Annotated in this window: 27 protein-coding genes; 15 read left to right on the plus strand and 12 right to left on the minus strand. The window is 30.8% G+C overall.

The window, feature by feature from the left end:
* Window positions 1–36: 36 nt before the first annotated feature.
* The 13 genes from ACXAG4_RS12180 to ACXAG4_RS12240 all read left to right on the plus strand — a co-directional run bounded on the left by ACXAG4_RS12180 (window position 37) and on the right by ACXAG4_RS12240 (window position 12,228).
* Window positions 37–1,230, plus strand: coding sequence for a hypothetical protein (locus tag ACXAG4_RS12180; protein WP_475296352.1), 1,194 nt, complete (start codon window positions 37–39; stop codon window positions 1,228–1,230).
* Window positions 1,230–2,036 carry a hypothetical protein gene (locus ACXAG4_RS12185; protein WP_475296353.1) on the plus strand — a complete coding sequence of 269 codons (807 nt, stop codon included), beginning with the start codon at window positions 1,230–1,232 and terminating at the stop codon, window positions 2,034–2,036. Before ACXAG4_RS12180 ends, ACXAG4_RS12185 begins: the two co-directional genes overlap by 1 nt.
* Complete coding sequence (locus ACXAG4_RS12190) at window positions 2,033–3,370, plus strand: DNA cytosine methyltransferase (RefSeq protein ID WP_475296354.1); 1,338 nt, start codon at window positions 2,033–2,035, stop codon at window positions 3,368–3,370. The genes ACXAG4_RS12185 and ACXAG4_RS12190 overlap by 4 nt, the downstream gene beginning before the upstream one ends.
* Window positions 3,371–4,100: 730 nt before the next feature.
* The gene (locus tag ACXAG4_RS12195; protein ID WP_475296355.1) at window positions 4,101–5,273 is read left to right on the plus strand and encodes a glycosyltransferase family 4 protein; all 1,173 of its coding nucleotides are present in this window, start codon (window positions 4,101–4,103) and stop codon (window positions 5,271–5,273) included.
* 97 nt (window positions 5,274–5,370) lie between these two features.
* Window positions 5,371–6,153, plus strand: coding sequence for a hypothetical protein (locus tag ACXAG4_RS12200; RefSeq protein ID WP_475296356.1), 783 nt, complete (start codon window positions 5,371–5,373; stop codon window positions 6,151–6,153).
* A gap of 9 nt (window positions 6,154–6,162) precedes the next feature.
* A complete protein-coding gene (locus tag ACXAG4_RS12205; protein WP_475296357.1) occupies window positions 6,163–6,585 on the plus strand; it encodes a hypothetical protein in 423 nt (140 codons plus the stop codon).
* Between the two features lie 10 nt (window positions 6,586–6,595).
* Window positions 6,596–7,720, plus strand: a complete 1,125-nt coding sequence (locus tag ACXAG4_RS12210; RefSeq protein WP_475296358.1) for a glycosyltransferase family 4 protein — start codon at window positions 6,596–6,598, stop codon at window positions 7,718–7,720.
* A complete protein-coding gene (locus tag ACXAG4_RS12215) occupies window positions 7,710–8,267 on the plus strand; it encodes a hypothetical protein (protein WP_475296359.1) in 558 nt (185 codons plus the stop codon). Before ACXAG4_RS12210 ends, ACXAG4_RS12215 begins: the two co-directional genes overlap by 11 nt.
* A complete protein-coding gene (locus ACXAG4_RS12220) occupies window positions 8,267–9,091 on the plus strand; it encodes a hypothetical protein (protein WP_475296360.1) in 825 nt (274 codons plus the stop codon). The genes ACXAG4_RS12215 and ACXAG4_RS12220 overlap by 1 nt, the downstream gene beginning before the upstream one ends.
* Before the next feature lie 26 nt (window positions 9,092–9,117).
* Window positions 9,118–9,816: a YqaA family protein gene (locus ACXAG4_RS12225; protein ID WP_475296361.1), complete on the plus strand. Its 699-nt coding sequence runs from the start codon at window positions 9,118–9,120 to the stop codon at window positions 9,814–9,816.
* A 52-nt stretch (window positions 9,817–9,868) separates the two neighbouring features.
* On the plus strand, window positions 9,869–10,159 hold the full coding sequence (locus ACXAG4_RS12230) for a DUF3817 domain-containing protein (RefSeq protein ID WP_475296362.1): 291 nt from the start codon (window positions 9,869–9,871) through the stop codon (window positions 10,157–10,159).
* Between the two features lie 3 nt (window positions 10,160–10,162).
* Window positions 10,163–11,407, plus strand: coding sequence for a mechanosensitive ion channel family protein (locus ACXAG4_RS12235; RefSeq protein WP_475296363.1), 1,245 nt, complete (start codon window positions 10,163–10,165; stop codon window positions 11,405–11,407).
* 71 nt (window positions 11,408–11,478) lie between these two features.
* The gene (locus tag ACXAG4_RS12240) at window positions 11,479–12,228 is read left to right on the plus strand and encodes a hypothetical protein (RefSeq protein WP_475296364.1); all 750 of its coding nucleotides are present in this window, start codon (window positions 11,479–11,481) and stop codon (window positions 12,226–12,228) included.
* A 103-nt stretch (window positions 12,229–12,331) separates the two neighbouring features.
* Here the strand turns inward: ACXAG4_RS12240 and leuB are convergent, their stop codons facing one another.
* The 6 genes from leuB to ACXAG4_RS12270 all read right to left on the minus strand — a co-directional run bounded on the left by leuB (window position 12,332) and on the right by ACXAG4_RS12270 (window position 18,694).
* Window positions 12,332–13,387, minus strand: a complete 1,056-nt coding sequence (gene leuB / locus ACXAG4_RS12245; RefSeq protein WP_475296365.1) for a 3-isopropylmalate dehydrogenase — start codon at window positions 13,385–13,387, stop codon at window positions 12,332–12,334.
* A gap of 23 nt (window positions 13,388–13,410) precedes the next feature.
* Window positions 13,411–14,934: an alpha-isopropylmalate synthase regulatory domain-containing protein gene (locus ACXAG4_RS12250; protein WP_475296366.1), complete on the minus strand. Its 1,524-nt coding sequence runs from the start codon at window positions 14,932–14,934 to the stop codon at window positions 13,411–13,413.
* Between the two features lie 104 nt (window positions 14,935–15,038).
* Window positions 15,039–15,638 (minus strand): 3-isopropylmalate dehydratase small subunit, encoded by a 600-nt coding sequence (gene leuD / locus ACXAG4_RS12255; RefSeq protein ID WP_475296367.1) that lies wholly within the window; start codon window positions 15,636–15,638, stop codon window positions 15,039–15,041.
* A gap of 96 nt (window positions 15,639–15,734) precedes the next feature.
* Window positions 15,735–17,138 (minus strand): 3-isopropylmalate dehydratase large subunit, encoded by a 1,404-nt coding sequence (gene leuC / locus ACXAG4_RS12260; protein ID WP_475296368.1) that lies wholly within the window; start codon window positions 17,136–17,138, stop codon window positions 15,735–15,737.
* Window positions 17,139–17,374: 236 nt separating this feature from the next.
* Window positions 17,375–17,761 (minus strand): acyl-CoA thioesterase, encoded by a 387-nt coding sequence (locus tag ACXAG4_RS12265; RefSeq protein ID WP_147132975.1) that lies wholly within the window; start codon window positions 17,759–17,761, stop codon window positions 17,375–17,377.
* Window positions 17,762–17,806: 45 nt separating this feature from the next.
* Window positions 17,807–18,694, minus strand: a complete 888-nt coding sequence (locus tag ACXAG4_RS12270) for a DUF72 domain-containing protein (RefSeq protein ID WP_475296369.1) — start codon at window positions 18,692–18,694, stop codon at window positions 17,807–17,809.
* A gap of 125 nt (window positions 18,695–18,819) precedes the next feature.
* Between ACXAG4_RS12270 and ACXAG4_RS12275 the strand changes: the two genes are divergently transcribed.
* Both ACXAG4_RS12275 and ACXAG4_RS12280 read left to right on the plus strand, forming a co-directional pair.
* Window positions 18,820–19,236: a glyoxalase gene (locus ACXAG4_RS12275; protein WP_475296370.1), complete on the plus strand. Its 417-nt coding sequence runs from the start codon at window positions 18,820–18,822 to the stop codon at window positions 19,234–19,236.
* A gap of 209 nt (window positions 19,237–19,445) precedes the next feature.
* Window positions 19,446–20,756, plus strand: a complete 1,311-nt coding sequence (locus tag ACXAG4_RS12280; protein WP_475296371.1) for a T9SS type A sorting domain-containing protein — start codon at window positions 19,446–19,448, stop codon at window positions 20,754–20,756.
* 12 nt (window positions 20,757–20,768) lie between these two features.
* Here the strand turns inward: ACXAG4_RS12280 and ACXAG4_RS12285 are convergent, their stop codons facing one another.
* The 6 genes from ACXAG4_RS12285 to ACXAG4_RS12310 form a co-directional block, all read right to left on the minus strand.
* Window positions 20,769–21,452 carry a DUF2461 domain-containing protein gene (locus tag ACXAG4_RS12285; protein ID WP_475296372.1) on the minus strand — a complete coding sequence of 228 codons (684 nt, stop codon included), beginning with the start codon at window positions 21,450–21,452 and terminating at the stop codon, window positions 20,769–20,771.
* Window positions 21,453–21,547: 95 nt separating this feature from the next.
* Entirely contained in the window at window positions 21,548–22,111 is a 564-nt protein-coding gene (locus tag ACXAG4_RS12290) for a hypothetical protein (RefSeq protein ID WP_475296373.1), read from the minus strand.
* 20 nt (window positions 22,112–22,131) lie between these two features.
* The gene (locus ACXAG4_RS12295) at window positions 22,132–22,344 is read right to left on the minus strand and encodes a hypothetical protein (RefSeq protein ID WP_475296374.1); all 213 of its coding nucleotides are present in this window, start codon (window positions 22,342–22,344) and stop codon (window positions 22,132–22,134) included.
* 37 nt (window positions 22,345–22,381) lie between these two features.
* On the minus strand, window positions 22,382–22,543 hold the full coding sequence (locus ACXAG4_RS12300) for a hypothetical protein (protein ID WP_475296375.1): 162 nt from the start codon (window positions 22,541–22,543) through the stop codon (window positions 22,382–22,384).
* A 49-nt stretch (window positions 22,544–22,592) separates the two neighbouring features.
* On the minus strand, window positions 22,593–22,754 hold the full coding sequence (locus ACXAG4_RS12305) for a DUF1328 domain-containing protein (protein ID WP_475296376.1): 162 nt from the start codon (window positions 22,752–22,754) through the stop codon (window positions 22,593–22,595).
* 220 nt (window positions 22,755–22,974) lie between these two features.
* Entirely contained in the window at window positions 22,975–23,877 is a 903-nt protein-coding gene (locus ACXAG4_RS12310; protein ID WP_475296377.1) for a mechanosensitive ion channel family protein, read from the minus strand.
* Window positions 23,878–23,908: the final 31 nt, after the last annotated feature.

Raw genomic sequence — 23,908 nt, forward strand, 5'->3', positions numbered from 1 at the left:
AATATCTTTATATTTGTTTAAAATAAAAACGATTAAATGACTTTTGCAGGTAAAGGAAATAGGAGACCACAGTTAGATATTAAAATTGATTTAATTGAGGTTGATAAAAAAAACCCACGTTTAGTTCCGTATTTGGAAAATCCTGATGAATCATCTCAATTTGACTTAATTTCAGTTCTTTATGAAAATTTTGATACTGAAACAATAGCAATGTCTTTAGTTGAAAACGGTTATTTTGATGAAGAACCAATTATTGTAGTTCCAAATATAATACCTCCTGACTTTTCTTTTGCGTCATATGATAATCCTGATGATTTAGCTAATGCATTAAAAACCTTAATTGATAAAGATAAAATCAGTTTTACTGTTGTTGAAGGAAATAGAAGAACTTCAGCAATAAAATTAATAACTGATTTAAGTCTAAGAAAAAAATTAGGTATTGATAAGTTTTACCCAAAAACAGATGATGATGAAAAAATATTTGATATATCAAATATTCCATGCATTATTTACGAAAAACGAGAAGATGTTTCATCATATCTTGGAGTAAGACATATTGCAGGTTTATTGAAATGGGAAGCTTTTGCCCAAGCAGCATATACTGCTAGTGTTATAGACCAAGAACTCGATAAAGGTTTATCCATTGCTGACTCTATTAAACAAGTTCAAAAAGTTGTTGGTGATAGATCAGATAAACTTAGAAAGCAATATATAACATATAAATTATTCACAGAAGCAAGAAATAACTTAGAAAACTTTGATGTAAGACCAATTATTGATAAGTTTTCATTATTGACAGTAGCTTACAATTCTTCATCTATCAGAGACTATATTGGAGTTGAATCATATGCAAAAGTAAATCTTGAAAACGAATTAGTAGATTCAAATAAGTTAGATGAATTTAAAAATTTATTAACATGGATTTATGGAAACAAAGAAACTAATGAACAGCCTGTTTTAACTGACTCAAGAAAGATAACAAATACATTAAGCCATGTTGTAAAAGAACCTGAAGCTGTTGAATACTTACTTAAATATAAAGATTTAGATGGAGCTTATGAAAGGACAGGAGGAGAAAGAGAATATTTATCAAAAAAGCTAACAAGTGCAAGCAGAGCTGTTCAAACTTCATTGAAATTTGCTTATAAATATAAAAATGATGACGAACTATTAAAACAAGTTGCTGAATTAGAAGAATTGATTGAAGCCTTAAAAAGTAATTTATTATAATGTCAGAATTTATTGGTTTTAAACTTGGTAAAGAGATTGAATGGCTAGAGTTAAATTTATTAAAAAACAATAAGCCTTTAAGTAAATCACAAATAAGTTCTTTAGTAGATGGAGTAGATGAACAGACAATTGATAGTTGGTTAAGTACTTTAGAATGGAGGACTTTATTATATAAAAAACCGATATATACAGTTCAAAAAAATAAAATAAGTCCCAATTATTCTTGGAAGGAAATACCCGAATATTTTTTATGTCTATATTACTCATTTAATGGAGCAAATGACAATTCTGGAGGAACAGGTTTATTTGAGAAAATTTCTGCTGAAGCTCTTAAAAATTTTCTTAATGGAGATGTATTTACTTTTGGTTTCCCAGCAGGCAAAGGATTTAATGACAATCTTGATGAAATAGAAAAATTATGTTATGAAACTAGAAATATGCGAGCAGATTCATCCTATAAGGATGATGGTGTTGATGTTTTGGGGTATAAATCTTTTGAGGATAATAGAGGTTCCAATTTATATGTTTTACAACAATGTGCTGCCGGAAAACATTGGGCAAATAAAAAGCCAATAAATATGAATAATTGGACTAATTATATAATATGGTTTCCTGAGAATATAATACAATCCATTTCTACAGTAGAATTTGTACAACAAAAGGTATGGAATAAAAGAACTTCAAGTTTCGGAATGCTTTTTGACAGATTAAGAATTTATAATTTTTTATACGAAAAAGAGGTTAGTCCTGTTTTACGAAAAGAAGTAGGGGATTGGTGTAACTTAAAAATTACTCAAGGAATATGAGATTCATAGATTTATTTGCAGGATTAGGTGGATTTCATGTAGCTCTTGAAAATCTAGGACATGAATGTGTTTTTGCAAGTGAGAAAAAAGAAAATTTAGCTCTACTATATGAAAAGAATTTTAATATTCAAGTAAATAGAGATATTACAAAAGTGCAAATAAGTGAAATTCCTCAATTCGATGTTCTATGCGCAGGATTTCCTTGTCAGCCTTTTTCTAAAGCTGGTGACCAAAAAGGTCTTGACGACGAAAAAAATGGAACTCTATTTGATAAGATAGTTGAAATTCTTGATTTCCATGAACCAGAGTTCTTCATTCTAGAAAACGTAAGGAACTTAGAAAGTCATGATAATTTTAATACTTGGAATTACATAAAGGATAAACTTGAAAACCAGCTTGAGTACAAAATTGATAAGAAAATTTTATCTCCTCATAATTTTGGTATTCCACAGCACAGAGAAAGATTGTTTATAATTGGAGCTAAAAATAGCATTCAACATTTTAATTGGCCAGAATCATCTAAATCAACTGATTCTATAATGAATTTTTTGGATGTAAATCCAACTGATGCAACAAAACTTGAAGATGAAAAGATTTCAGTTATTAAACTATGGCAAGAATTTATCGATAAAATTCCTTTAGAGGACAATTTACCTAGCTTTCCTATTTGGAGTATGGAATTTGGAGCAACTTATCCTTTTGAAGATGAAATACCTTATAGAACTTCTTCTCATGCTTTAGGAAAATGCAAAGGTAAATTTGGCATACCACTTAAAGGAATGACTAGAGAAGAAAAATTCAATAATTTACCTAATTATGTAAAGAAAAATCAATTGCATAAACAAACTGGAAAGCCTATTCCGTTTCCTAGTTGGAAAAAGCATTATATTAGAAGTAATAGGGCTTTTTATGAAAAATATAAAGTAGAGTTAGAGCCTGTAGTAAAAAAAATAAGAGATTTAGGCGTTTCAAGTTGGCAAAAATTTGAATGGAACGTACAAGGAGGAGAAAGAGATTTAACTAAATATATAATTCAATTTAGAGGTTCAGGAGTTAGAGTTAAAAAACCTGATTATTTTCCTTCATTAGTTACAGTTAGCACTCAAATACCAATTATTGGATGGGAAAATAGATATATTACACCAAATGAAGGAGCAAGAATACAATCTTTAAATGGAATTAAATTACCAGAAAATTTAGGCAGCTGTTTTGGAGCTCTTGGAAATGCTGTTAATGCTCACATAGTGGAACAAATTGCTTCAAATTTAATCATTGAAGAAGACAATATTGAAATTCCTTTGAATTTTAACAATGAACAAAGAATTGCTATGTGATTATGTTTATAATCTCAATTTAAAATTCGGCCTCATAGAATTTTGGTTAAAAACAATAGGCGAGTGTAATGAAAATATTTTAGGGATTTAGCAATCCAGTTTTTTAAATATTTCTATTTTACATAATATTTCTACATAGTCTTAAAAGTTCCAATGTTTCTTAAAATATAGTGGAGCGAGCCGTTAATTGTTTCCAAAATTATATGCAGCCTTGATTTTTTGTTTCTTTTGCATCAAGGCAAAAGATAACGCACAAAAAGAAAACTCTAATTGAAGTTCTACATAAAACAAGTGTATAGAAATTTGCTTGTAGAGAAATTTTATACTCTTGTGGCAACTTGACGAGAATCTCATAAATTTTTTTTTGACGTACATTTTATCAAATACGCGAATTTTAAAACAGTGCAAAAAGTGAAGCTTTTATTTGGCGTTGGCATGCGGTTGGGAATTGTGTTTAAAATAAATTGCTAGAGCAATTTGATTTTATTAAACAATCGAGCGTTTGGTAGCGGCTATTTTACATAACAGCTAATTATAGATACATTTCTTTTAACATAATTGTTGACGATATAGACCTAAAGGCACTATATCTACAATTATGTGTAAATAGCCTAAAAAACGGCTATACAGAAATTACTATACATTTGTATTATAATTTATATTATGTAAAATAGAATATTTCTCCTGTACTACTATTTCAATAAAAAGAAATATATTTATAAAGTATTTTATGAAACAAAAACCTCAGTTTGTATATATAGCTTTTGATGTATTTCCTTCAAAAAAAGGTGCTGCAACTCATATAAATCACTGTTTAAACGCTTTAGAAGAAACATTTAGTTGTGGTTTGTTAATTTGTTTAGGTAATGATACTATGCCAACTTTTCAATATGACGAAAACCGAAAACTTTATGTATACCGTTGGAAAGAAAAAATTTATAATTTTTTAGAACGTACAACTAAGTTTCAAGCAGCTGTTTCAAACATTTTAGCATCAGATATTTGTAAAAATATTAAACTTATTCATTTTCGTGATATTTGGGGCGGCTTACCTGCTCTAAAATCATCAAAAAATGTAAAAACAGTATTTGAAGTTAACGCTTTTAATCATATTGAATTACCAAACAGATACCCTAACATTAGTACATCGGTATTGCAAAAAATTAAAAACATTGAACTGTATTGTATAGAAAACGCATCGGTTTTAATAACACCTTCAAAAATTACAAAGCAATTTGTAATGCAGTTTTCAAATACTAACGATAATAAAATAACTGTAATCCCCAACGGTGTAACCATCTATAAATCAAATAGTAAAATTAATATTAAGCCTCACTCCTACATTTTATATTTTGGAGCTTTACAAAAATGGCAAGGTATAAAAACGCTTTTAAAGGCGTTAAAAGAGTTAGAAAACACACATATACAATTGGTAATTTGTGCATCTGTACCAGAAAAAAGAACGTTAATTTATAAAGAATTAGCTATTACTATTGGTGTAAACCATAAAATCACGTGGTTATTTGAACTAGATAAGTCTAGTTTAGCTTCCGTAATAAAAAATGCTATTTTAACAGTAGCGCCGCTTACTGCTTGTAATAGAAACATCATACAAGGCTGTAATCCGTTAAAAATCATAGAGTCTTTAGCGTATGGTACACCGGTTATTGCTAGCCATATTCCTGTGGTTAATGAAATAATTACAGCCAATAAAACAGGGATTTTAGTACCACCAGACCGACCACAAATTTTAGGTAGAAAAATTAAAGAATTACTTGAAAACCCTGAAATTTTAAAACGTATTGGCGAAAACGGAAAAAAACATATTGAAAAAAATTATCTTTGGAAATACCAAGAATCTAAAATGATAAACCTCTATAAATCTGAATTAGAATATGTTTGAAAATGCTCTGAAACAGGACCTGCAACGTATTGGCAAAACTAAAAAGTTTAAAGCTAAACGGCCTATAGAATATTGGATGATATTTTTAAAAAAAAATGTGCTAAAGCGTTCTAAATCTTCCTTTAAGTTTAATCCTAAACAATTATTATTTTTTATACCTGTTGTAATTATAGTAATAATGTTTTTGAATGGTGCTGATGGAGAAGACATATTTCCTATTTTATTTTTTTGTCCTTTTTATTACATATTTTTATTTCTTATTTTAAATAACTACAAGAAATACGAATTTGTACCTGTTGATGCTTTTCAAGATTTGGCAAAATTTATAATTGCTATTAAGGGAGATGTGCATAAAAACCTAATTAATTTAAGAATTGACTACAGCCCTATTGAACACGAAAATAATTTACTAGCCCCTACTAAAATTGGACTTGAAAAACGAAGAGGCACAAGCTATAAACCTTATAAATTAGAAAGATACTATGCTCAATTTACCATGAAAGATGGCACTGTTTGTACTACTTCTTTAAATCAAATTTCTGTAAAGGTAAAAACTACAAAAAGGCGCTCTAGCGGTAAAATAAAAACAAAATATAAGCACAAACATAAATTTTTCTATGCGCTAACCTTAAAACTTAATCCAGCAAATTATGATATAATAAATGCACATGAAGCAATTAAATTATCTAACAACAAGTATCATATTGCTGTAACTACTATAAATAATGCTCATTTTGTTAAGCTTAAGTACAAAAGCAAACCAAGTACTATTTCTTCTATACTTAGGCCTCAGTTAAAGCATTCTAAATCGGCCGTAACAGAAATGTTAACCTATTTAACCAACAATAAAGTAATGATCCAACAACTACAACTTAAATAACACTTTACTATGAATTGCGAACAAAAATCTGGTGTGTTTTTAAATTTAAATTGTAACAATACTGCTGAAGAAACATGTAACAACTGCCAGAAAAAAGTTTGTAGTGTGCATGCGTTTAAAACTAATACCAAAATATATTGTGAAGACTGTTATTGGGAAAATTATTTATACACTGCTGAAATTGTAAATACCACAAAAAGGCATGATGATGTGTTTATTTCAACCAACCACACTCCTACTACATTTAGTAATACAAATTCTGAATCCCAAAATCCTGAAGGCTTTGAAAACGGGTTTGGTGGAGGAAGTTTTGGTGGCGGTGGCGCACAAGCTGAATGGACCGATGGCGAAATGCAGAGTTTACATAATGATGATGAAAATAATAACATTGGAGGCATGCTTAGTGCCGATGATACGTTTTTTTACAGTTAATAAATAACGCATGGTTATAAGCTGGTTTACAGAAAATTACCCGCCAAATAAAGGCGGTATGGCTAGAAGCTGTGACAGAATTATTGATAATTTAAGAAAACACCATACAGTAAACATTTATCACTTCACAAATAAACTAAAAGCTTTTGAAACCGTAGCGCAAGTAAACGGTAATTACACCGCTATCCCTGTTTTTGAAGACAGCGCACATACTTTAAACACGTTATGGACTTATTTAAATATTAACACTCAAATTTCAAAAAGTAGTGCTTTAGTGGCCTACGGCAGTCATTTATGTTTAAAAGGCTTGCCCTTAATTGCTAAATGGTTAAAACAACCATTGCTTATTTGTTTTAGAGGCAATGATTTTGACACCGCTATTTTTTCACAAAAAAAACAAGATGTATTGTTTGCTATTGAAAACGCAACTGCTATTGCTTGCGTATCAAAAGAAAAGGTAAACCGTATTAAGGCTCTTAAACTCAATAATAACGTATTTTTTACGCCAAATGCCATAGATACCAACCATTGGAAAACATTAAAATCTGATTTAGATTTAGCTAAAACACTCCATGAAAAAATTAATAGCTCCAAGCATGCAACCATTATAGGTTTTATAGGGTATTTAAAACAGAAAAAAGGTATCGATTTTTTTATTAGTGGTTTAAAAAAATCCGCACTTTACAAACGTGTACATTTACATTTTGTTGGCGAAGTTGAGCCACACATTACAGGGCTTTTAAATAAATTAAATATTCCTTTTTCAATTGCGAAGCCCGAATCTAAAACAGATTTGATAGCAAATTATTTACTTTGCAATGCCGTTGCTATTCCTTCAATTTATGACGGTATGCCCAACGTAATTTTTGAAGCTGCAGTTTTAAAAGTGCCAATAATAGCTTCAAACGCTGGCGGAATTCCAGATGTTTTAAATAACAGCAATTCTTTTATTTTCAATTCGTTAAAAGAAGAATCATTAATAAACACTTTAAATACATTTCACTCAACCACTATTGATGTTGTTCAACAAAAAACGAGTGTTTTACATCATGAAATAAATACAAATTACACACCTGAAACAGAAATATCAAACTATTTAAAAATTATAGAAAACATCCATTCTTATGAAAGTTAAAAAAACAAATCAATTATTAGTAAGCATTTTTTTTATTATTCTAATTACCGCTTGTAAGCAAAATACAAATACAACAAATGCAAGTTCTGAAACATCGAAAACATCCATAAATAGTGCTTCGGAAACATACACGTCTAAAATGACTAAGGCAGATAAGAAAAAATACTACAACACTAGCGGCAATGTAGTTTTTGAAATTAAATACAAATCTGATGGTTTTAAATTAAGAACAGCTAATTCTGATTTACTTTGGAAAATTAAACTGTACGAAAACAAAATAAAAATAAGTGATAATGAAGAAAATTTAAATCCGTTTGAAATAAAATTCACTGATACTAAAAAAGCAAAATTGGTAAAAAACGATGTTACACTTGCCAGAACTTCGTATAATTTAGATAAAAATGAACAAATAGTTTCTGTTGAAAATGCATCTCCAGAGTTTTTTAATCAAAACTATTCTGCAAGTCTTTTAATTTCTAAAATACCAAGTATTCCAAATAACCAAAAAGAAATAATTATAAAAGAATTAATTCTAAAAGGCTATTAATGCATGTGTTTTATGCCCAAGGTGGCGGTTTAGGGCATTTAACTAGAATAGACACTTTAGTTAAACAACTTAAAATTCCTCAAAACAATGTAATAATTATAGCGCCTTTAACTTTTACAAAGTATTTTAATTACACTTTTATTGGTTTATCATGGCAAGATGATGCTCTAAGTTGGGCAGAAACTATAACAACCTGCATTAAACAGCATAAAATAACCTCATTTTATGTTGATGCGTTTCCTTTTGGATTAAAAGGCGAGCTAATTACTATTTACAAAAAATACCCTAACATAAACTATATTTATATTTCTAGAGTTTTAAAATGGTCTTTTTATTTAAAAAGCATTCAACCACAAAACCAAATTATCTTTAGCAAAACACTACTTTTAGAAAAACTATACACCAATCATTATAACTGGATTTTAAAACATTCAAAAAGCACAGAAACATTAAGTATAAATGGGTCTGTTCCTCAAAAAAACATAGCATTTTCAGCTTCACCTTATATAATGATAGTACATTCTGGCGGTAAAAATGATGTGCTTAAACTTTGTGATTTAGTTGTAAAAAATGAGTGTTTACAGAAAAATGTTATTGTTGCTGTTTTTACTCAAGTTAATTTAAAGTATAAACACCCTAAATTTAAAATATACAATAATATATATCCTGTAAACTTATATTTTAAGCACGCCTTAAAGATTTATACGGGTTGCGGTTTCAATGCAGCACATCAACTAAAACCCTACAAAAACAAACATATTATTATTCCTTTTGAAAAACTTTATGACGATCAGCACTTTAGAAAAACCTCAATAAACACATAGACTTCAAGGCTTTTTGTGTTAAAAATTTGATAAACGTAATATATTTCTTTAGCAACAAAAAAAAAGAAACTAAATTTGCAGGCCTTAAATTAGTGTACAATACCATGAAACCTAAAGAAAAGTCTAAAACAGAACGTAAATCGCGTTTGCATTTACTGCACCAATACTACAGCTATACAGGCTTTTATAACTTTGTTGGTAAAAGTGTTTTAAAAGCCTTGCCTTATATTATTATTGCCGTTGCAGTAATTTACGTGGTAAATCACTTTTTTAATATTAATGAAGCTCTTGTAAAACTAACGCAAATACTGCCTGTTTATGGCGTTTTATTATTTTTCTTTGTTTCTGAAACCCTACTAGGCTTAGTACCTCCAGAAATATTTATTGCATGGTCTGGTAAATTACATAACCCGTGGTTATATTTAAGTATTTTAGCATTATTATCATATGCTGGCGGTTTAGTATCATATTATATTGGAGATTTTATAACTAAAATCCCCAGAGTGCACAACTACTTGCAAAACAAAATGGAAAAACAGCTAAAAAACTCCAAAAAATGGGGCGGTTTTTTAATAGTTGTTGGCGCTTTACTACCACTACCCTTTTCAATTTCATGTATGGCTGCAGGCATCATTAATTTTCCGTTTAAAAACGTAGTAATTTATGGGTCATTACGCTTGTTACGCTTTGCTATTTATGGTCTTATAATTTTTAATGTTGTTTAGTATTTAGTACTTATTTACAACTTTAAACCTTATTTTTGTAAAAAAATAAAACATGTTTTCACTACTTAATATATTTAGGCTAGTTGCCTTTTTAGAAGGTGTATCATATCTGCTACTTCTGTTTATTGCAACGCCAATTAAATACCTTTCTGGAGATCCGCAATATGTAAAACTATTAGGCATGCCCCACGGTATTTTATTTATGCTTTATGTTGTTTTAGCTTTCATAATAAAACCAGATTTTAAATGGAATAACAAACAATTTATTACGGTGTTAATAGCTTCAATAATTCCGTTTGGCACGTTTTATGTTGAAAGAAAATTATTAAAAAGCCCTAATTAAACCATGAATAACATAAAACTATTACTTTATAATTACCTAATTGAACAAGGTGTGCAGGTTGCTACAGCAAAGTATTTAAACATGCTAGCACTTTTGGTAGTAGCTGTAATAGTTGTTTTTGTAGTAGATTTTATAATTAGAAAAATTTTACTGCAAATGTTTATGCGTTTTGCTCAAGCATCTAAATCTAATTTTGATGATTTGCTTGTTGAAAACAAAGTGCCTAGAAATATAGCACACATCATTCCGCTTTTACTAGCATTAGAATTTATACCCGTAGTATTTTTTCATTTTGAAACGTTTGAAATTTATGTTGAAAAGGGCGTACAAGTTTTTGCTATTGTTTTAACATTATGGATTGTTAGAAGCTTACTCCACACCGCAAAAGATTTTTTAAAAACCTTACCTAGTTTAAAAGATAAACCCATTGCAAGCTACATACAAGTTTTTATGATTTTTGCTTGGTTAGGCGGTATTATGTCTGCCATTGCCATTATTACGGGCATTCCATTTTTAAAGTTTTTAACCGGTCTTGGCGCTATTTCAGCAGTTATAATTTTAGTTTTTAAAGATACCATTTTAGGATTTGTTGCAAGCATACAAGTATCTATAAATGACATGGTTAGAATTGGAGATTGGGTAACTTTTGAAAAATTTGGAGCCGATGGCGATGTAACCGAAATCACTCTAGCTACCGTAAAAGTTCAAAATTTCGATAAAACAATAACCACCATTCCTACGTACGCTCTTATTTCTGAATCGTTTAAAAACTGGCGCGGAATGACAAGTTCTGAAGGCAGACGCATAAAACGTTCCATAAACATAAAAACAGATAGCATTAAGTTTTTAACCCCTGAAACTGTTGAAAAACTTAAAAGCATCCAATTACTAGAAAGCTATTTAAATACAAGACAAAAAGACATTAATAAACATAACGAGCAGCATAAGGCCAACAAAACATTAGCCATAAACGGCAGAAATTTAACCAACATTGGTGTTTTTAGAAAATATGTTCAAACATATATTGAACAACATTCAGCTATAAATAAAGATATGACGGTAATGGTGCGCCAGCTACAGCCAACATCTCAAGGTTTACCTATTGAAATTTATGCGTTTAGCAGTGATAAACGATGGGTTAATTATGAGTATATTTTAGCTGATATTTTTGACCACGTCATTGCTGCTATTCCATTTTTTGAATTAGAAATTTTTGAATTACCCAGTAGTTCAACCTTCTCAAAATAAAGTTGTTAATCTGTATGTTTGAAAATTTTTAATTATTTTTGTTTAATTTACCTACTTATTTTTAATAAAATATGAAGTTTTTAAGTTTTATCCCCATTCTATTATTAAGCTTTTTTTATTGTGAAGCTCAAAATGTAGATTTTGTTTTTCACAAAGATTTTAATGCTTTAATGGTTGAAAAAGAAGGCAGTTCTCCTTATGTATATGAAATACTTAACGAAAAAGGCGCTTCAACCATTACAACAATTCCTGCCACAAAACGCTTAACAGCATATTATAAAAAAGCATTGGCCTATTATAAAAAAGCTCAAAATGACAGTTCAAAAATATCAAAACTTGTAAAGGCTGGTAAAACTAAATCACAAATAAATAAAATAATTAATATTGATGATGTTAGTAAAAGGTTAGCTACTTCACATCGTATTTTAAGAACCACACGAAAATATGAACGTGTACCAAGTAAAGTTGTAACTACTAAAGGAAATAAATATAAGTTAAGACGAAATTTATTTAAACCTGAAACCATTGTTTTAGGAAACTTTAAACATTTAGGCAGCTATTATGTTGCTAAAAGTGTAAAAGGTTATATACAAGGAGATTTAATACCCGAAGCTACAGCTAAAAAAGAGAATTTAACCACAAACGATTTTCTTTTTGCAAACGTTTTTGATTTAATTCAAAATATAAATACTGAAGATATTTATATGGTATATCCAGATTTTTTAAAAAACTACCCTATAAACGTTGCTCGTTACAGAGATGTTAAATCTAATTTAGACATTAAAATAAACGACTTAATAAAAGCATACCGCGTTAAATAAAAGAAAAACGCATCTTGTTTTAACGCATAAAAAAAAGACCCATCAATATAAAAAATTTGACAGGTCTTTTCAAGTGTTAGTTAGTTGTCTATTTAGTTGTTATTTATATGTTTGCGGCCAACCAATCGCCTACTTCTTTAGTTCCGTAAGCTTTTGCACCATCTGATAAATCTTCAGTTACAACACCTTCATTTAACGCTTTATTTACAGCATCTCTAATAGTTTTTCCTTCTTCAACTAAACCAAAATTTTCAAACATCATAGCAGCTGATAAAACGGTTGCCATTGGGTTTGCAATATTTTTCCCAGCAGCTTGCGGGTAAGATCCGTGAATTGGTTCAAATAAACCAATATTAGAACCTAAAGACGCAGAAGGCATTAAACCCATTGATCCTGAAATTACAGAGGCTTCATCAGTTAAAATATCACCAAATAAGTTTTCAGTAATTAACACATCATAATCTGATGGCCATTGTACCAAACGCATTGCTACAGCATCAACAAACTCATAAGATACAGTAACCTCAGGGTATTCAGCTTCTAAACCTTGAACAGTTTCACGCCATAAACGAGATGTTTCAAGTACATTTGCTTTATCTACACAGCATAAACGTTTAGAGCGCGTCATAGCCAATTCAAAACCTTTTCGTGCTAAACGCGTTACTTCATCTTTTGTATAAACACAATTATCATAGGCTGTATTTCTATCATCTCTTCTACCCTTTTCACCAAAATAAATACCACCAGTTAACTCGCGTAAAAACACTAAATCAGTACCTTCAATACGTTCTTTTTTTAATGGTGATTTATCTAATAACGAAGGAAACACAAATGTTGGGCGCACATTAGCAAATAAACCCAAGGCTTTACGCATTTTTAACAACCCTTGCTCTGGGCGTACCGGTGCAGAAGGATCATTATCATACTTTGGGTCTCCAATAGCACCAAACAAAACAGCATCAGAAGATTTACAAATTTCATGGGTTTCATCTGGGTAAGGCTCACCAACGGCATCAATAGCTGCGGCACCTGTTAACGCTGGTTTCCAAGTAATATCATGTCCAAATTTAGCTGCTACAGCATCACTTACTTTTACGGCTTGGTCTATAACTTCTGGTCCAATACCATCACCTGCTAAAAGTGCTATGTTTAATTTCATGTGTTTATTTTTATAGTTTTATCTTAATTATTTATAATATTGAGCATTTTTTCTGTGGCTTTGATAGCTGAAACCGTTTGATCTGAATCTAAGCCACGTGTTTTAAACTCTTTATTTTGGTTTTTCCAAGTTATAATGGTTTCACAAAGCGCATCAGATTTACTTCCAGGAGGAATTCTCACTGCATAATCTGTTAATTGTGGCAAAGTGATGTTTTTCTTTTTGAATATTTTTTTAATGGCATTCATAAAAGCATCAAATTGTCCGTCACCTTGTGCATTTTCTTCAAATTTTTCACTTTCAATAGAAATAGCTACTGTTGTTGAAGGTTTTAAGCCTTTTGAATGTGTTAACACGTACGATTCAATTTTCACTTTCTCTTCATAAGAACCACTATCTAAAACATCAGAAATAATGTATGGTAAATCTTCTTTAGTAACAACTTGTTTTTTATCTCCTAATTCAATAATTCGTTGTGTTACTTTTTTTATTTCATCATCATTTAACTGAAGTCCTAATTCTTGTAAATTCTTTTGAATATTAGCTTTACCAGAAGCTTTACCAAGTGCATATTGGCGTGTTCTACCAAAGCGTTCTGGCGATAATTCACTAAAATAAAGATTGTTTTTATTATCTCCATCTGCATGAATACCAGCGGTTTGCGTAAACACATTAGCACCAATTACAGGTTTGTTTGCTGGTATCATAACGCCAGAAAAATTCTCAACTAATTTGCTAACAGTGTAAAGTACTTTTTCATTAACATCTATGTTAATTTCTGGCATAAAATCATTTATTACAGCAACGGTACTTGCCATGGGTGCGTTACCCGCACGCTCTCCCATACCATTAACGGTTAAATGCAAACCATCGGCACCGGCCTTTAAAGCCTCCATAGCATTTGAAACACCCAAATCATAATCATTATGCGGGTGAAAATCAAAATGTAAATGAGGGAATTTGGTTTTAATTTCGGCAATAAAATCAAAGGATTCTTTAGGAGTTAATACGCCTAAAGTATCAGGTAGCATTATACGCTTAACATTTTGTGCGGTTAAAAACTCTAAAAACTGAAAAACATAGTCTTTAGAATTACGCATGCCATTACTCCAATCTTCTAAATAAATGTTGGTTGCAACACCTTGTTCTGAAGCATTGTTTATTACGTTTTCAATTTCTTTAAAATGCTGATTTGGTGTTTTTTTAAGTTGATGAGTTAAATGATTGAGTGAACCTTTAGTTAACAGGTTTTGAACTCTTGCTCCTGCTTTAACTATCCAATCAATAGAAACACCATTATCTACAAACGCTAAAACTTCAACAGCATTTAAATAACCATGTTCTCTTGCCCAATTTGTTATAACTTTTACGGCTTGAAATTCGCCTTCAGATACTCGGGCCGATGCTACTTCTATTCTATTTACTTTAAGTTCTTCTAGTAATAGTTTTGCAATGGTTAATTTTTCGGAAGCAGAAAACGACACGCTTGAGGTTTGTTCACCATCACGCAATGTCGTGTCCATTATTTCTATATGCTTATTGTGCATAATGTTTTGTAGAAAAATTAAATGTCATTCAGCATAAAAAGTTTATCAAATTTTAAAAAGATGATTTATTTTGATGTTGAATGACAAAAATTAAAAAGGTTTATTTAAAACGGTCTAGTTTCTCCAAAAGCAGCAATTTCTTCCTTCATATTTTGAAGATAATCAATATCATCAAAACCATTAAGCATGTTGCCTTTTTTGTAACCGTTAATATCAAAAGATTCAGATTCACCTGTTGCTACCAACGTTACAGTTTGGTTTGGTAAATCTACTTTAATTTCAGCTTTTGGGTTTGCTTCAATTGCATCAAATAATTTTTGAGCAAATTCAGCAGATACTTGTACTGGCAAAACGCCAATATTTAAACAGTTATTTCTAAAAATATCTGCAAAAAACGATGAAATTACGCAACGTAAGCCAAAATCATACACAGACCATGCTGCGTGCTCTCTTGAAGACCCTGAACCAAAATTTTTACCGCCAACTAATATTTTAGAACCAGCGTATTTTGCATCATTTAAAGGGAAATCTGTAATAGGATTTCCTTCAGAATCATATCTCCAATCTCTAAAAAAGTTATCACCAAACCCTTTACGCTCTGTTGCTTTTAAAAAACGCGCAGGTATAATTTGGTCTGTATCTACATTTTCTATTGGTAATGGATATGCTGTACTTGTTAATACTTCAAATTTATCGTAAGCCATGTTTTATTTTCTTTTGGCCTTTAGCTATATGCTATTGGCAAACTTATAATTTATATTTTATTTGCTGATGGCCAATAGCCAAAAGCTATTAGCTATTTAAGCTGTTTCTAATATTGTTCTTGGATCTGTAACTACACCTTCAACAGCTGTTGCTGCTGCTACTAATGGAGATGCTAATAAGGTTCTTGAACCCGGTCCTTGGCGTCCTTCAAAATTTCTATTAGAAGTAGATACTGCTAATTTACCAGCAGGAACTTTATCATCGTTCATTGCTAAACATGCCGAACAACCTGGTTCTCTTAATACAAATCCTGCAGCTTCTAAAATTTTATCTAAACCTTCTTCTTTTATTTGGTCTACTACTTTGTGAGATCCTGGCACTAACCAAGCAGTTATATTCTCAGCTTTTTGGCGTCCTTCAATTATAGAACAAAAGGCTCTAAAATCTTCAATACGTCCGTTTGTACATGAACCAAGAAACACATAGTCAACAGGTTTGCCAATCATATTGTCACCTTCGTTAAACTTCATGTAACCTAATGATTTTTTATAGGTAGCTTCACCACCTTCAACTTCATTAGCATTAGGAATTGATTTTGTAACACCAATACCCATACCTGGATTTGTTCCGTAAGTAATCATTGGTTCAATATCGGCTGCGTCATAATTAAATTCGGCATCAAACGCTGCACCATCTTCGGTGTAAAGTGTTTGCCAGTATTCCATAGCTTTATCCCAATCGGCTCCTTTTGGTGTATGCTTTCTACCTTTTATGTATTCAAATGTTTTTTCATCAGGAGCAATCATACCTCCACGTGCTCCCATTTCTATTGAAAGGTTACAAACAGTCATACGGCCTTCCATAGTCATATCCTCAAAAACATCGCCAGCATACTCTACAAAATAGCCTGTAGCACCTGATGTTGTTTGTTTTGAAATAATATATAATGCAACATCTTTTGGTGTAACACCAAAGCCTAATTTACCATTTACGTTAATACGCATTTTTTTAGGTTTTGGTTGCATGATACATTGCGTAGATAATACCATTTCTACTTCAGAAGTACCAATACCAAAGGCTATTGCGCCAAAAGCACCGTGTGTTGATGTATGTGAATCTCCACAAACAATAGTTGAACCTGGTAAAGTAATACCGTTTTCAGGACCAACAATATGAACAATACCATTATTTCTGTGGCCTAAACCCCAATGCGAAATACCATGTTCTTCAGCATTGTTGGCCAAAGCTTCAAGTTGATTTGCAGATAATGGATCTGCCACTGGTAAATGTTGATTCCAAGTTGGTGTGTTATGATCGGCAGTAGCAAATGTTTTTTCAGGATACATTACGCCAATACCACGACTTTTTAAACCAACAAAGGCTACAGGACTGGTAACTTCGTGAATAAAATGACGGTCTATAAAAAATACGTCTGGACCATCTTCTATTTTTCTAACAACATGGGAATCCCATACTTTATCAAACAGTGTTTTGCTCATAAAATGTTTTGAATTAATTTTTGCCAAATTTATAAAATATAGCTTGTTTTACTAGGAAAACCGAGAATCTCTGATACGATAGTCAACATTTTTGTATAATTGTTAATCATTTTAAGCAAATCGCTAATAAGTTCAATAAAATAGCGTGTTTGCTGAAAATTTTACAAGATAAATTGAAGCATTATTTTACGAAAGCCAAAAAATAAAATTTTAAAAATAGGCTGATTTTATGTTTACTATTTTAATCTATCGGCAACATATTCTACTTTGGTTTTTCCGTGTGGCAAAGCTTTACCGTCTTTACCAAGGTTTACCATTACAATACTTGCTACCGTAATAATGGTTTCATGGGTCATTTTATTTCTAACTTCGCAGCTTAATGTAAGTGAAGCTTTGCCAAACTTTACAACATCAATACCTATTTCTATTATATCGCCTTGACGTGCAGAAGCTTTAAAATCTATTTCACTTATATATTTTGTAACTACTTTTTGGTTTTCTAATTGTATAATAGTGTAAAGTGCAGCTTCTTCGTCTATCCACTCTAATAAGCGGCCACCAAATAAAGTGCCGTTTGCATTTAAATCTTCCGGTTTAATCCATTTTCTGGTGTGAAATCTCATATGTGTGTATTGTTTTTATTGTTTTGAAGATGTATTGCATACCTTTTAAAATAATGCTTGTTGTTCATCTTCATTAGGAATTTTTAATGAGCAACCCAATGTTTTATTAAGTTCTTTGATGAAATAAGCCGATAATAATGGAGATTCTTTTTCTATATTTTGATGAATAAAAAAATCTATTTCTTTAATACCTTGATCTTGCCACGTTTTAAGGCGCGCAACCCAATCATTTAAACGCGTATAATCACTCTCATGGTTTGCGCCAACATAGCGCACAAATGCCGTTGGATTGGTCAGTCGCATGTGCATTAAATCACGTCTACCGGCAGTATCTACCAATACATTCGAAATATTGTTGGCTTCCAAAAGGTCATTTAGTTCATTGGCTACGGTTTCATCATTGTACCAATTGGTATGTCTGAACTCTATAGCCAAGGGCACTTCTTTTGGCCACGTTTCAACAAAATTAACTACTCTATCAAAATCTTTGGGCGCAAAATTATTGTGCATTTGTAAAAATATAGTGCCTAATTTTTCTTTTAAGTTTGAAGCATTGTATAAATAATGTTCTACTACTTCTTTTGTATCATTTAAGCGTTTCCAATGGCTTATTTCTTGATTTAATTTTGGAAAAAACTTAAAGTTAGCAGGTGTTTTATCATACCACTTAGCAAACTGCTCTGCTGGAAATATTCTATAAAAAGTGGCATTTAACTCAATGGCATTAAACTGTTTTGAATAGTATGCTAATTCATCTTTTGTACCTCTTGGATAAAACCCTTTTAAATCTGCCCTGTTCCATTTAGCACACCCTACAAATATTTCAGGTATATTATCATCTTTCACTCTATTTAAAACAGGTTTTGTTTTGGGATGATCTGGTGGTAAGGTAAAATTAATGTCTTGCGGGTTGCTAACACTTCCAAACTTCATAAAAAGATAATATTTAATACATGGTAAAATTACAATAATTTAATTGTTAATAATACCGTTGAAAACTATATTTACCTTAGTGTTTATATGCCATTTTAATTAATAATTTTATTAAAACTACAAAAATGAGCCCACGAGACATTAACCTAAAAAGCATGCGCCCTGAAATTGCTTCATCAAAAGTAAATGATAATATGAGCAGCGACGAGCGTTTTCAAAATTCAGTTTTAAGACCTGTAATTAAACTTCAAAATGATTTGTTAATAGCTGTTTTTAAAAATTATATTAGTAAACACAAGGCTGTGTTTTATGAATTAACCATGCAAAAACGTATTGATTATATTGAAAATGCTATACATAAAGACATGAAATTTAGAAACTCTGTTAAAGGTATGATTATTGGCATGTTCACCATTGAAGAATATACGTTGTACATTAAAAATTCTTCGGCATTAAATAAACGTATGATGAATTTAGTAAAAGATAGGTTGCTTAGTCAAATTCAACTTTTTGAAAAACCTGATTTATTAAAAGCTGTTTAAATTTTACTATTTTTCCTCTAAAAAAAACCACTTAAACCAATTTATTTGCGTTTCAGCGAAAAAAACAAGGCGTTTCATCGATAATTAAGCCTCTTTAACATATTTTATTTTACTGTTTTTAGAAATTAGTAGTACCTAAAGTTTTGTAATCAAATATTAAAGTATTTAACCTTTATATTTTTAAGTAGAACGCCCTAAACCTACTAACTATGAGAACACTACTATTTTTTTCGTTATGTATTTTTACATTACAATTTAATGCACAAGTAAATTTTAACTACACGTACAATGGTACTGGTTATTGGACAGATACGGCTAATTGGTCGCCTACATATCCTGGAACTATGGTAACCCAATCATACACGGTAACAATTCCATCAGGATCAAGTATTACCGTAGATACACCTACATCTATTTATGGAAAAATTACCGTTGATGGCTCTATAAAAAACGCTTCAAATTTTAATATTGTTGGCACGTTTATTTGTAACGGAACATTTACTAATAATTCGCTTTTTTCAAATTTTGGTATCTCTACTTTTAATAATGCGGTAACAAGCACATCGGTATTTACAAATGAAGGAACGGCTATTTTTAAATCAACTTTTGATAACAACTCATCTTTAGTTACTAAAAATGCTGGTATAACTAAAATTGAATCTACTTTAAACAACACATCGTCTATTAAAATTGAGTTTGGTGGCAGTTTAGTAAATACAGGTACAATTAACAATACCAATACCGCTAGTATTTCAAATAACGGTACTATTACAAATGAAAACATTATAAATAGCTACACTTTTACTAATAATAATACTATTATTAATGATGTTGGCACCATAACGTTTAGTAATAGCGTATTTTATTTAATGGGAAATAATGTATCACATACAGGTAATAATAGTTTTACAAACAGAATTTCTCCTAAAACAATGGTTGATGCTAATTACAACACCATTTTTCCTGCAAACCCCATTGGCACATATACTTTAAATGATAATGCTACATTGCAAAATTCTTCAAGAATTGAAATAGATTTAAAAGCAGATAACGATTATGATAAAATTATGATTGGCGGAACAGCATCTATTTCTGGTATTTTAGAAGTGCGTTTGGTTGATGGTTATGATCCTGCAATAGGTACTAAATTAACCTTTTTACAGGCAGACACTGGTATAAACGGTACATTCGGCACAACCGTTTTACCAAATTTAGGTAGCTCAAAAACATTTGCAGTAAACTACAATGCTAATAATATAGAGTTAGAAGTTGTAAGCGCCCTTTCTGCCAACGATGTTGCTAAAAATACATTTAGCTTGTACCCTAACCCAACAAAAGATGTTTTACATATAAAAAATTTAAAACATTCAGAAACATTTACATTAAACACAATTACAGGACAAAAAGTTATGGAAACTACCATTTCACCTTATAAAAACAATGTAGATTTAAGCCGTTTAAAACCTGCAATGTACATTGCTACTATAGCAAATAATTCTTTTAAAATATTGAAGAATTAAATAAGCTCTGTTTTAATCAATTAAAGAAACACCATTTAAATCTGTAGTTAACACATCGCTCATGTAGTCAAAAAACGGACGTACTGCTTTAAATGATGCATTTACATCATCAATAAACGTAGCCGATAACACTTGAGTATCAGTATATTTTTTAGTGAAAATGTATTGTTTTTTCTTTATTAAATCTATGGCTTTGTGGTCTTTACTAAAACCTTTGGGGGCTGTTTTTACTTCATCGCCTTCAAAGGTATTGCCCCAAACAGAACTGAATTTTTTGTTAGCTAATATGGCTCGTATCTCTTCATCATCCATTTCAAACTCTTTTCTTATGCGCAACAAATCTTCTTTAACAGGCTCCCAAAAACCTGTGGCAATAAAACTTTGGTTGTTGGGTTGTATGTGTAAATAGTAACCACCGCGTAATTTGGGTTTTGTTCTATTAAACGAACCTCCAAAATGGGTTTTATATGGTAGTTTGTTTTTTGAAAAACGCACGTCTCTATATATTCTAAACAGTTTCATTTTATCTATATCGTCGTGCGTGTTAAGCGCGTCAAAAATAGCAGCATATACCTGTTTTACGTCTGTTTCTAAAGCTTTAAATTCTTTTTTATGTTCATTAAACCAATCTCTATTGTTGTTTTTTTCTAAGGTTTTTAAAAATTTGAAAACGGCTTCTGGTATGCTTACAGACATTTATATTGTTATTTAATGTGAATGAAATTTAAAAATACAAAAAAGTCCTAAGTAACTTAGGACTTTTTAATCTTTCTATTTCATAGCGTTTTATACTAGCTGCTTTCATCGGCTAGTTTATAAACCTTGGTTTCAATGGTATCAGACTCTTTGTTGTAATATTGTATAACAAAATCGCCTTCTGTATTAAAGTAACCAACACCTGCATAAGTTTCACCATTTACTAAATAATGGCCATTAGCATCGGTGGTTATAGCTTCTTCAATGGTTACAAATTTATTTTCGTCTTTATTAAATGCTATTTTAAAACCACGATTGTTGGGTGTAAATAAATACTTTTTTTCTCCTAATTGATAGTAGGTTTCTTTGGTTAACATATCATAATCACCATCAGTATCATTATCAACCATAATCATTTTTTCAACCTTTGATGCCGACTGTACCCTGCTTTGGTTAACACTATTTTTGTCTTTTTCATTTAAAGTAACCTGAGCCGTTTCTCTGGTAATTACTTTTACTTTTTTCTCGGTAGTTTTTTCGCCATCTTTAATTTTTACTACCTTAACTTCGGTTTCTTCTTTGGCTTCTTTTGGCTTTTCTTGCGACACTGCAGCACTTGTTATAAGTATAAAAGCGCTTGTATATATTAAATTTTTCATTGCTTTATTTTTTTATAATTCTATTTTTCAACCTCTTCTTTTGCTTCTTCTATTTCATCTTTCACATCTTCAATGGCATCTTGCACGTCATCGGAAGCGTTTTCTACATCATCTTCAACTTCATCAATAGCTTTTTCTATGTGTTCATCGGGTGTTTTTTTGTTATCTCTGCACCCAACAAACACTGCTGATGATGTTAAAATTAAGGCTAATACTATTATTACTTTTTTCATTTTTGTTGGTTTTGGTTAAACTTAATTGCAAGTTGGCTTAAAGCTCATCTTCTACTTCATCAACGGCGTCTTCAACACCATCTTTAACTTCTTCTACACCTTCTTCAATTTTATCTTCTGTACTTTTTTGATCTCTACAACCTGTTAATACTATTGATGTTGTAAATAAAAGTGCTATGGCTAATATGATTTTTTTCATGATTTTAATTTTTGATTTGTTAATTGATTTTTTTTTGAAGGTGCTTATTCTACTTTCTAACAAGCCCTCTTAATAGTGATAAAACAAATAGCACTAAAAATATAAAGAAACATATTTTTGCTATGCCTGCAGATGCTCCTGCTATACCGCCAAAGCCCAAAACTCCGGCTATTAATGCAATTACTACAAATGTGATTGTCCAACGTAACATAATTCTAATATTTTAATGATTGTTATTAATAACTTGCAAAAAAAAACGCAAGTCTACTCTATGTTTTAGAGAATTGTAATAGCTAGCTAATAAATAAGTACTATACTTAATTTACGGTAGTTACTAGCAGCCAGATGCTTTGTTAACATAGTTTGTGATTTTGTTTCACAAAGTGTTAAATTAATTAAGAAATAGGCGCAACTGATGCCTTCACAACAGATTAGTTGTTTGAGAATTGATTTTGAATTGAAGCTTCATCAAAAGCCAATTTATTATTAAATTCAAGTGTTCTAATAGGAAACGGAATGTTAATGCCATTACTATCATAGGCCTTTTTAATTTCAATAATAGCTTTGGTTTTTGCTTTAAGTTTTTCTAGCATACTTTCAGATTCTATCCAAAATCTACATAAATAATTAATAGAACTGTCTCCAAATTCAGTGTAATAAAACTCTACATTTTCAGAGCCGCCAACCTCATTAAAAGTATTGGCTATAGTTTGTTTGGTTAGGCTTTCTACCGCTTCTAAATCAGATTCATAACCAACACCGCATTCTAGGTTAACACGCATTTTATTGGTTAATGAATAGTTTTTTAACGGATTTTCTAAAACCATTTTATTAGGTATAATAACTAAATTATTATCGGCTTCTCGTAATACAAATTCTTTTAAATTTACATCAACAACCTCTCCTGAAAACCCGTTGGTTTCTACCCAATTACCTAATTGAATGCGCTTTCTAAAAGATATAACCACACCTGCAAAGGTGTTTGATAGCGTGCCTTGTAAGGCTAAACCAACAGCTAAACCAGCAACACCAGCACCAGCTAGTAAAGAGGTTAACATTTTACTTAAATTTAAAATACCTAATGATAAAAATAACCCTACCGCTACAACTACAACTGCTGAAATTTTAGCAATCATGTTTGCAACAGATGCTTGACTTACACGTTTACTTATTAGTTTTAAAACCAGCTTTCTAGTATAAATAGCTATAAAATATGAAGCTACCATTACTAAAATTGCTAATACTAAATTGGGTATATTTTGAATAAAAGCACTTAACCAACCGTGAAGTTTGTCTATTAAACTATTGAGTGCTTCTGTTATTGTATCTATCATTTTTATTAGTTTTTAAGGTTAATAATTAAAG

The organism is Seonamhaeicola sp. ABD4_175, assembly GCF_056160885.1.

Excerpts from the sequence above, each read along its gene's own strand:
- ACXAG4_RS12180 (WP_475296352.1), top strand. The coding sequence starts at position 37 with ATGACTTTTGCAGGTAAAGGAAATAGGAGACCACAGTTAGATATTAAA.
- ACXAG4_RS12265 (WP_147132975.1), bottom strand. The coding sequence starts at position 17,761 with ATGAGATTTCACACCAGAAAATGGATTAAACCGGAAGATTTAAATGCA.
- ACXAG4_RS12185 (WP_475296353.1), top strand. The coding sequence starts at position 1,230 with ATGTCAGAATTTATTGGTTTTAAACTTGGTAAAGAGATTGAATGGCTA.
- ACXAG4_RS12235 (WP_475296363.1), top strand. The coding sequence starts at position 10,163 with ATGAATAACATAAAACTATTACTTTATAATTACCTAATTGAACAAGGT.
- ACXAG4_RS12190 (WP_475296354.1), top strand. The coding sequence starts at position 2,033 with ATGAGATTCATAGATTTATTTGCAGGATTAGGTGGATTTCATGTAGCT.
- leuC (WP_475296368.1), bottom strand. The coding sequence starts at position 17,138 with ATGAGCAAAACACTGTTTGATAAAGTATGGGATTCCCATGTTGTTAGA.
- ACXAG4_RS12250 (WP_475296366.1), bottom strand. The coding sequence starts at position 14,934 with ATGCACAATAAGCATATAGAAATAATGGACACGACATTGCGTGATGGT.
- ACXAG4_RS12210 (WP_475296358.1), top strand. The coding sequence starts at position 6,596 with ATGGTTATAAGCTGGTTTACAGAAAATTACCCGCCAAATAAAGGCGGT.
- ACXAG4_RS12290 (WP_475296373.1), bottom strand. The coding sequence starts at position 22,111 with ATGAAAAATTTAATATATACAAGCGCTTTTATACTTATAACAAGTGCT.
- ACXAG4_RS12230 (WP_475296362.1), top strand. The coding sequence starts at position 9,869 with ATGTTTTCACTACTTAATATATTTAGGCTAGTTGCCTTTTTAGAAGGT.
- ACXAG4_RS12270 (WP_475296369.1), bottom strand. The coding sequence starts at position 18,694 with ATGAAGTTTGGAAGTGTTAGCAACCCGCAAGACATTAATTTTACCTTA.
- ACXAG4_RS12205 (WP_475296357.1), top strand. The coding sequence starts at position 6,163 with ATGAATTGCGAACAAAAATCTGGTGTGTTTTTAAATTTAAATTGTAAC.
- ACXAG4_RS12285 (WP_475296372.1), bottom strand. The coding sequence starts at position 21,452 with ATGTCTGTAAGCATACCAGAAGCCGTTTTCAAATTTTTAAAAACCTTA.
- ACXAG4_RS12240 (WP_475296364.1), top strand. The coding sequence starts at position 11,479 with ATGAAGTTTTTAAGTTTTATCCCCATTCTATTATTAAGCTTTTTTTAT.
- leuB (WP_475296365.1), bottom strand. The coding sequence starts at position 13,387 with ATGAAATTAAACATAGCACTTTTAGCAGGTGATGGTATTGGACCAGAA.
- ACXAG4_RS12295 (WP_475296374.1), bottom strand. The coding sequence starts at position 22,344 with ATGAAAAAAGTAATAATAGTATTAGCCTTAATTTTAACATCATCAGCA.
- ACXAG4_RS12310 (WP_475296377.1), bottom strand. The coding sequence starts at position 23,877 with ATGATAGATACAATAACAGAAGCACTCAATAGTTTAATAGACAAACTT.
- leuD (WP_475296367.1), bottom strand. The coding sequence starts at position 15,638 with ATGGCTTACGATAAATTTGAAGTATTAACAAGTACAGCATATCCATTA.
- ACXAG4_RS12280 (WP_475296371.1), top strand. The coding sequence starts at position 19,446 with ATGAGAACACTACTATTTTTTTCGTTATGTATTTTTACATTACAATTT.
- ACXAG4_RS12215 (WP_475296359.1), top strand. The coding sequence starts at position 7,710 with ATGAAAGTTAAAAAAACAAATCAATTATTAGTAAGCATTTTTTTTATT.
- ACXAG4_RS12220 (WP_475296360.1), top strand. The coding sequence starts at position 8,267 with ATGCATGTGTTTTATGCCCAAGGTGGCGGTTTAGGGCATTTAACTAGA.
- ACXAG4_RS12305 (WP_475296376.1), bottom strand. The coding sequence starts at position 22,754 with ATGTTACGTTGGACAATCACATTTGTAGTAATTGCATTAATAGCCGGA.
- ACXAG4_RS12300 (WP_475296375.1), bottom strand. The coding sequence starts at position 22,543 with ATGAAAAAAATCATATTAGCCATAGCACTTTTATTTACAACATCAATA.
- ACXAG4_RS12275 (WP_475296370.1), top strand. The coding sequence starts at position 18,820 with ATGAGCCCACGAGACATTAACCTAAAAAGCATGCGCCCTGAAATTGCT.
- ACXAG4_RS12195 (WP_475296355.1), top strand. The coding sequence starts at position 4,101 with ATGAAACAAAAACCTCAGTTTGTATATATAGCTTTTGATGTATTTCCT.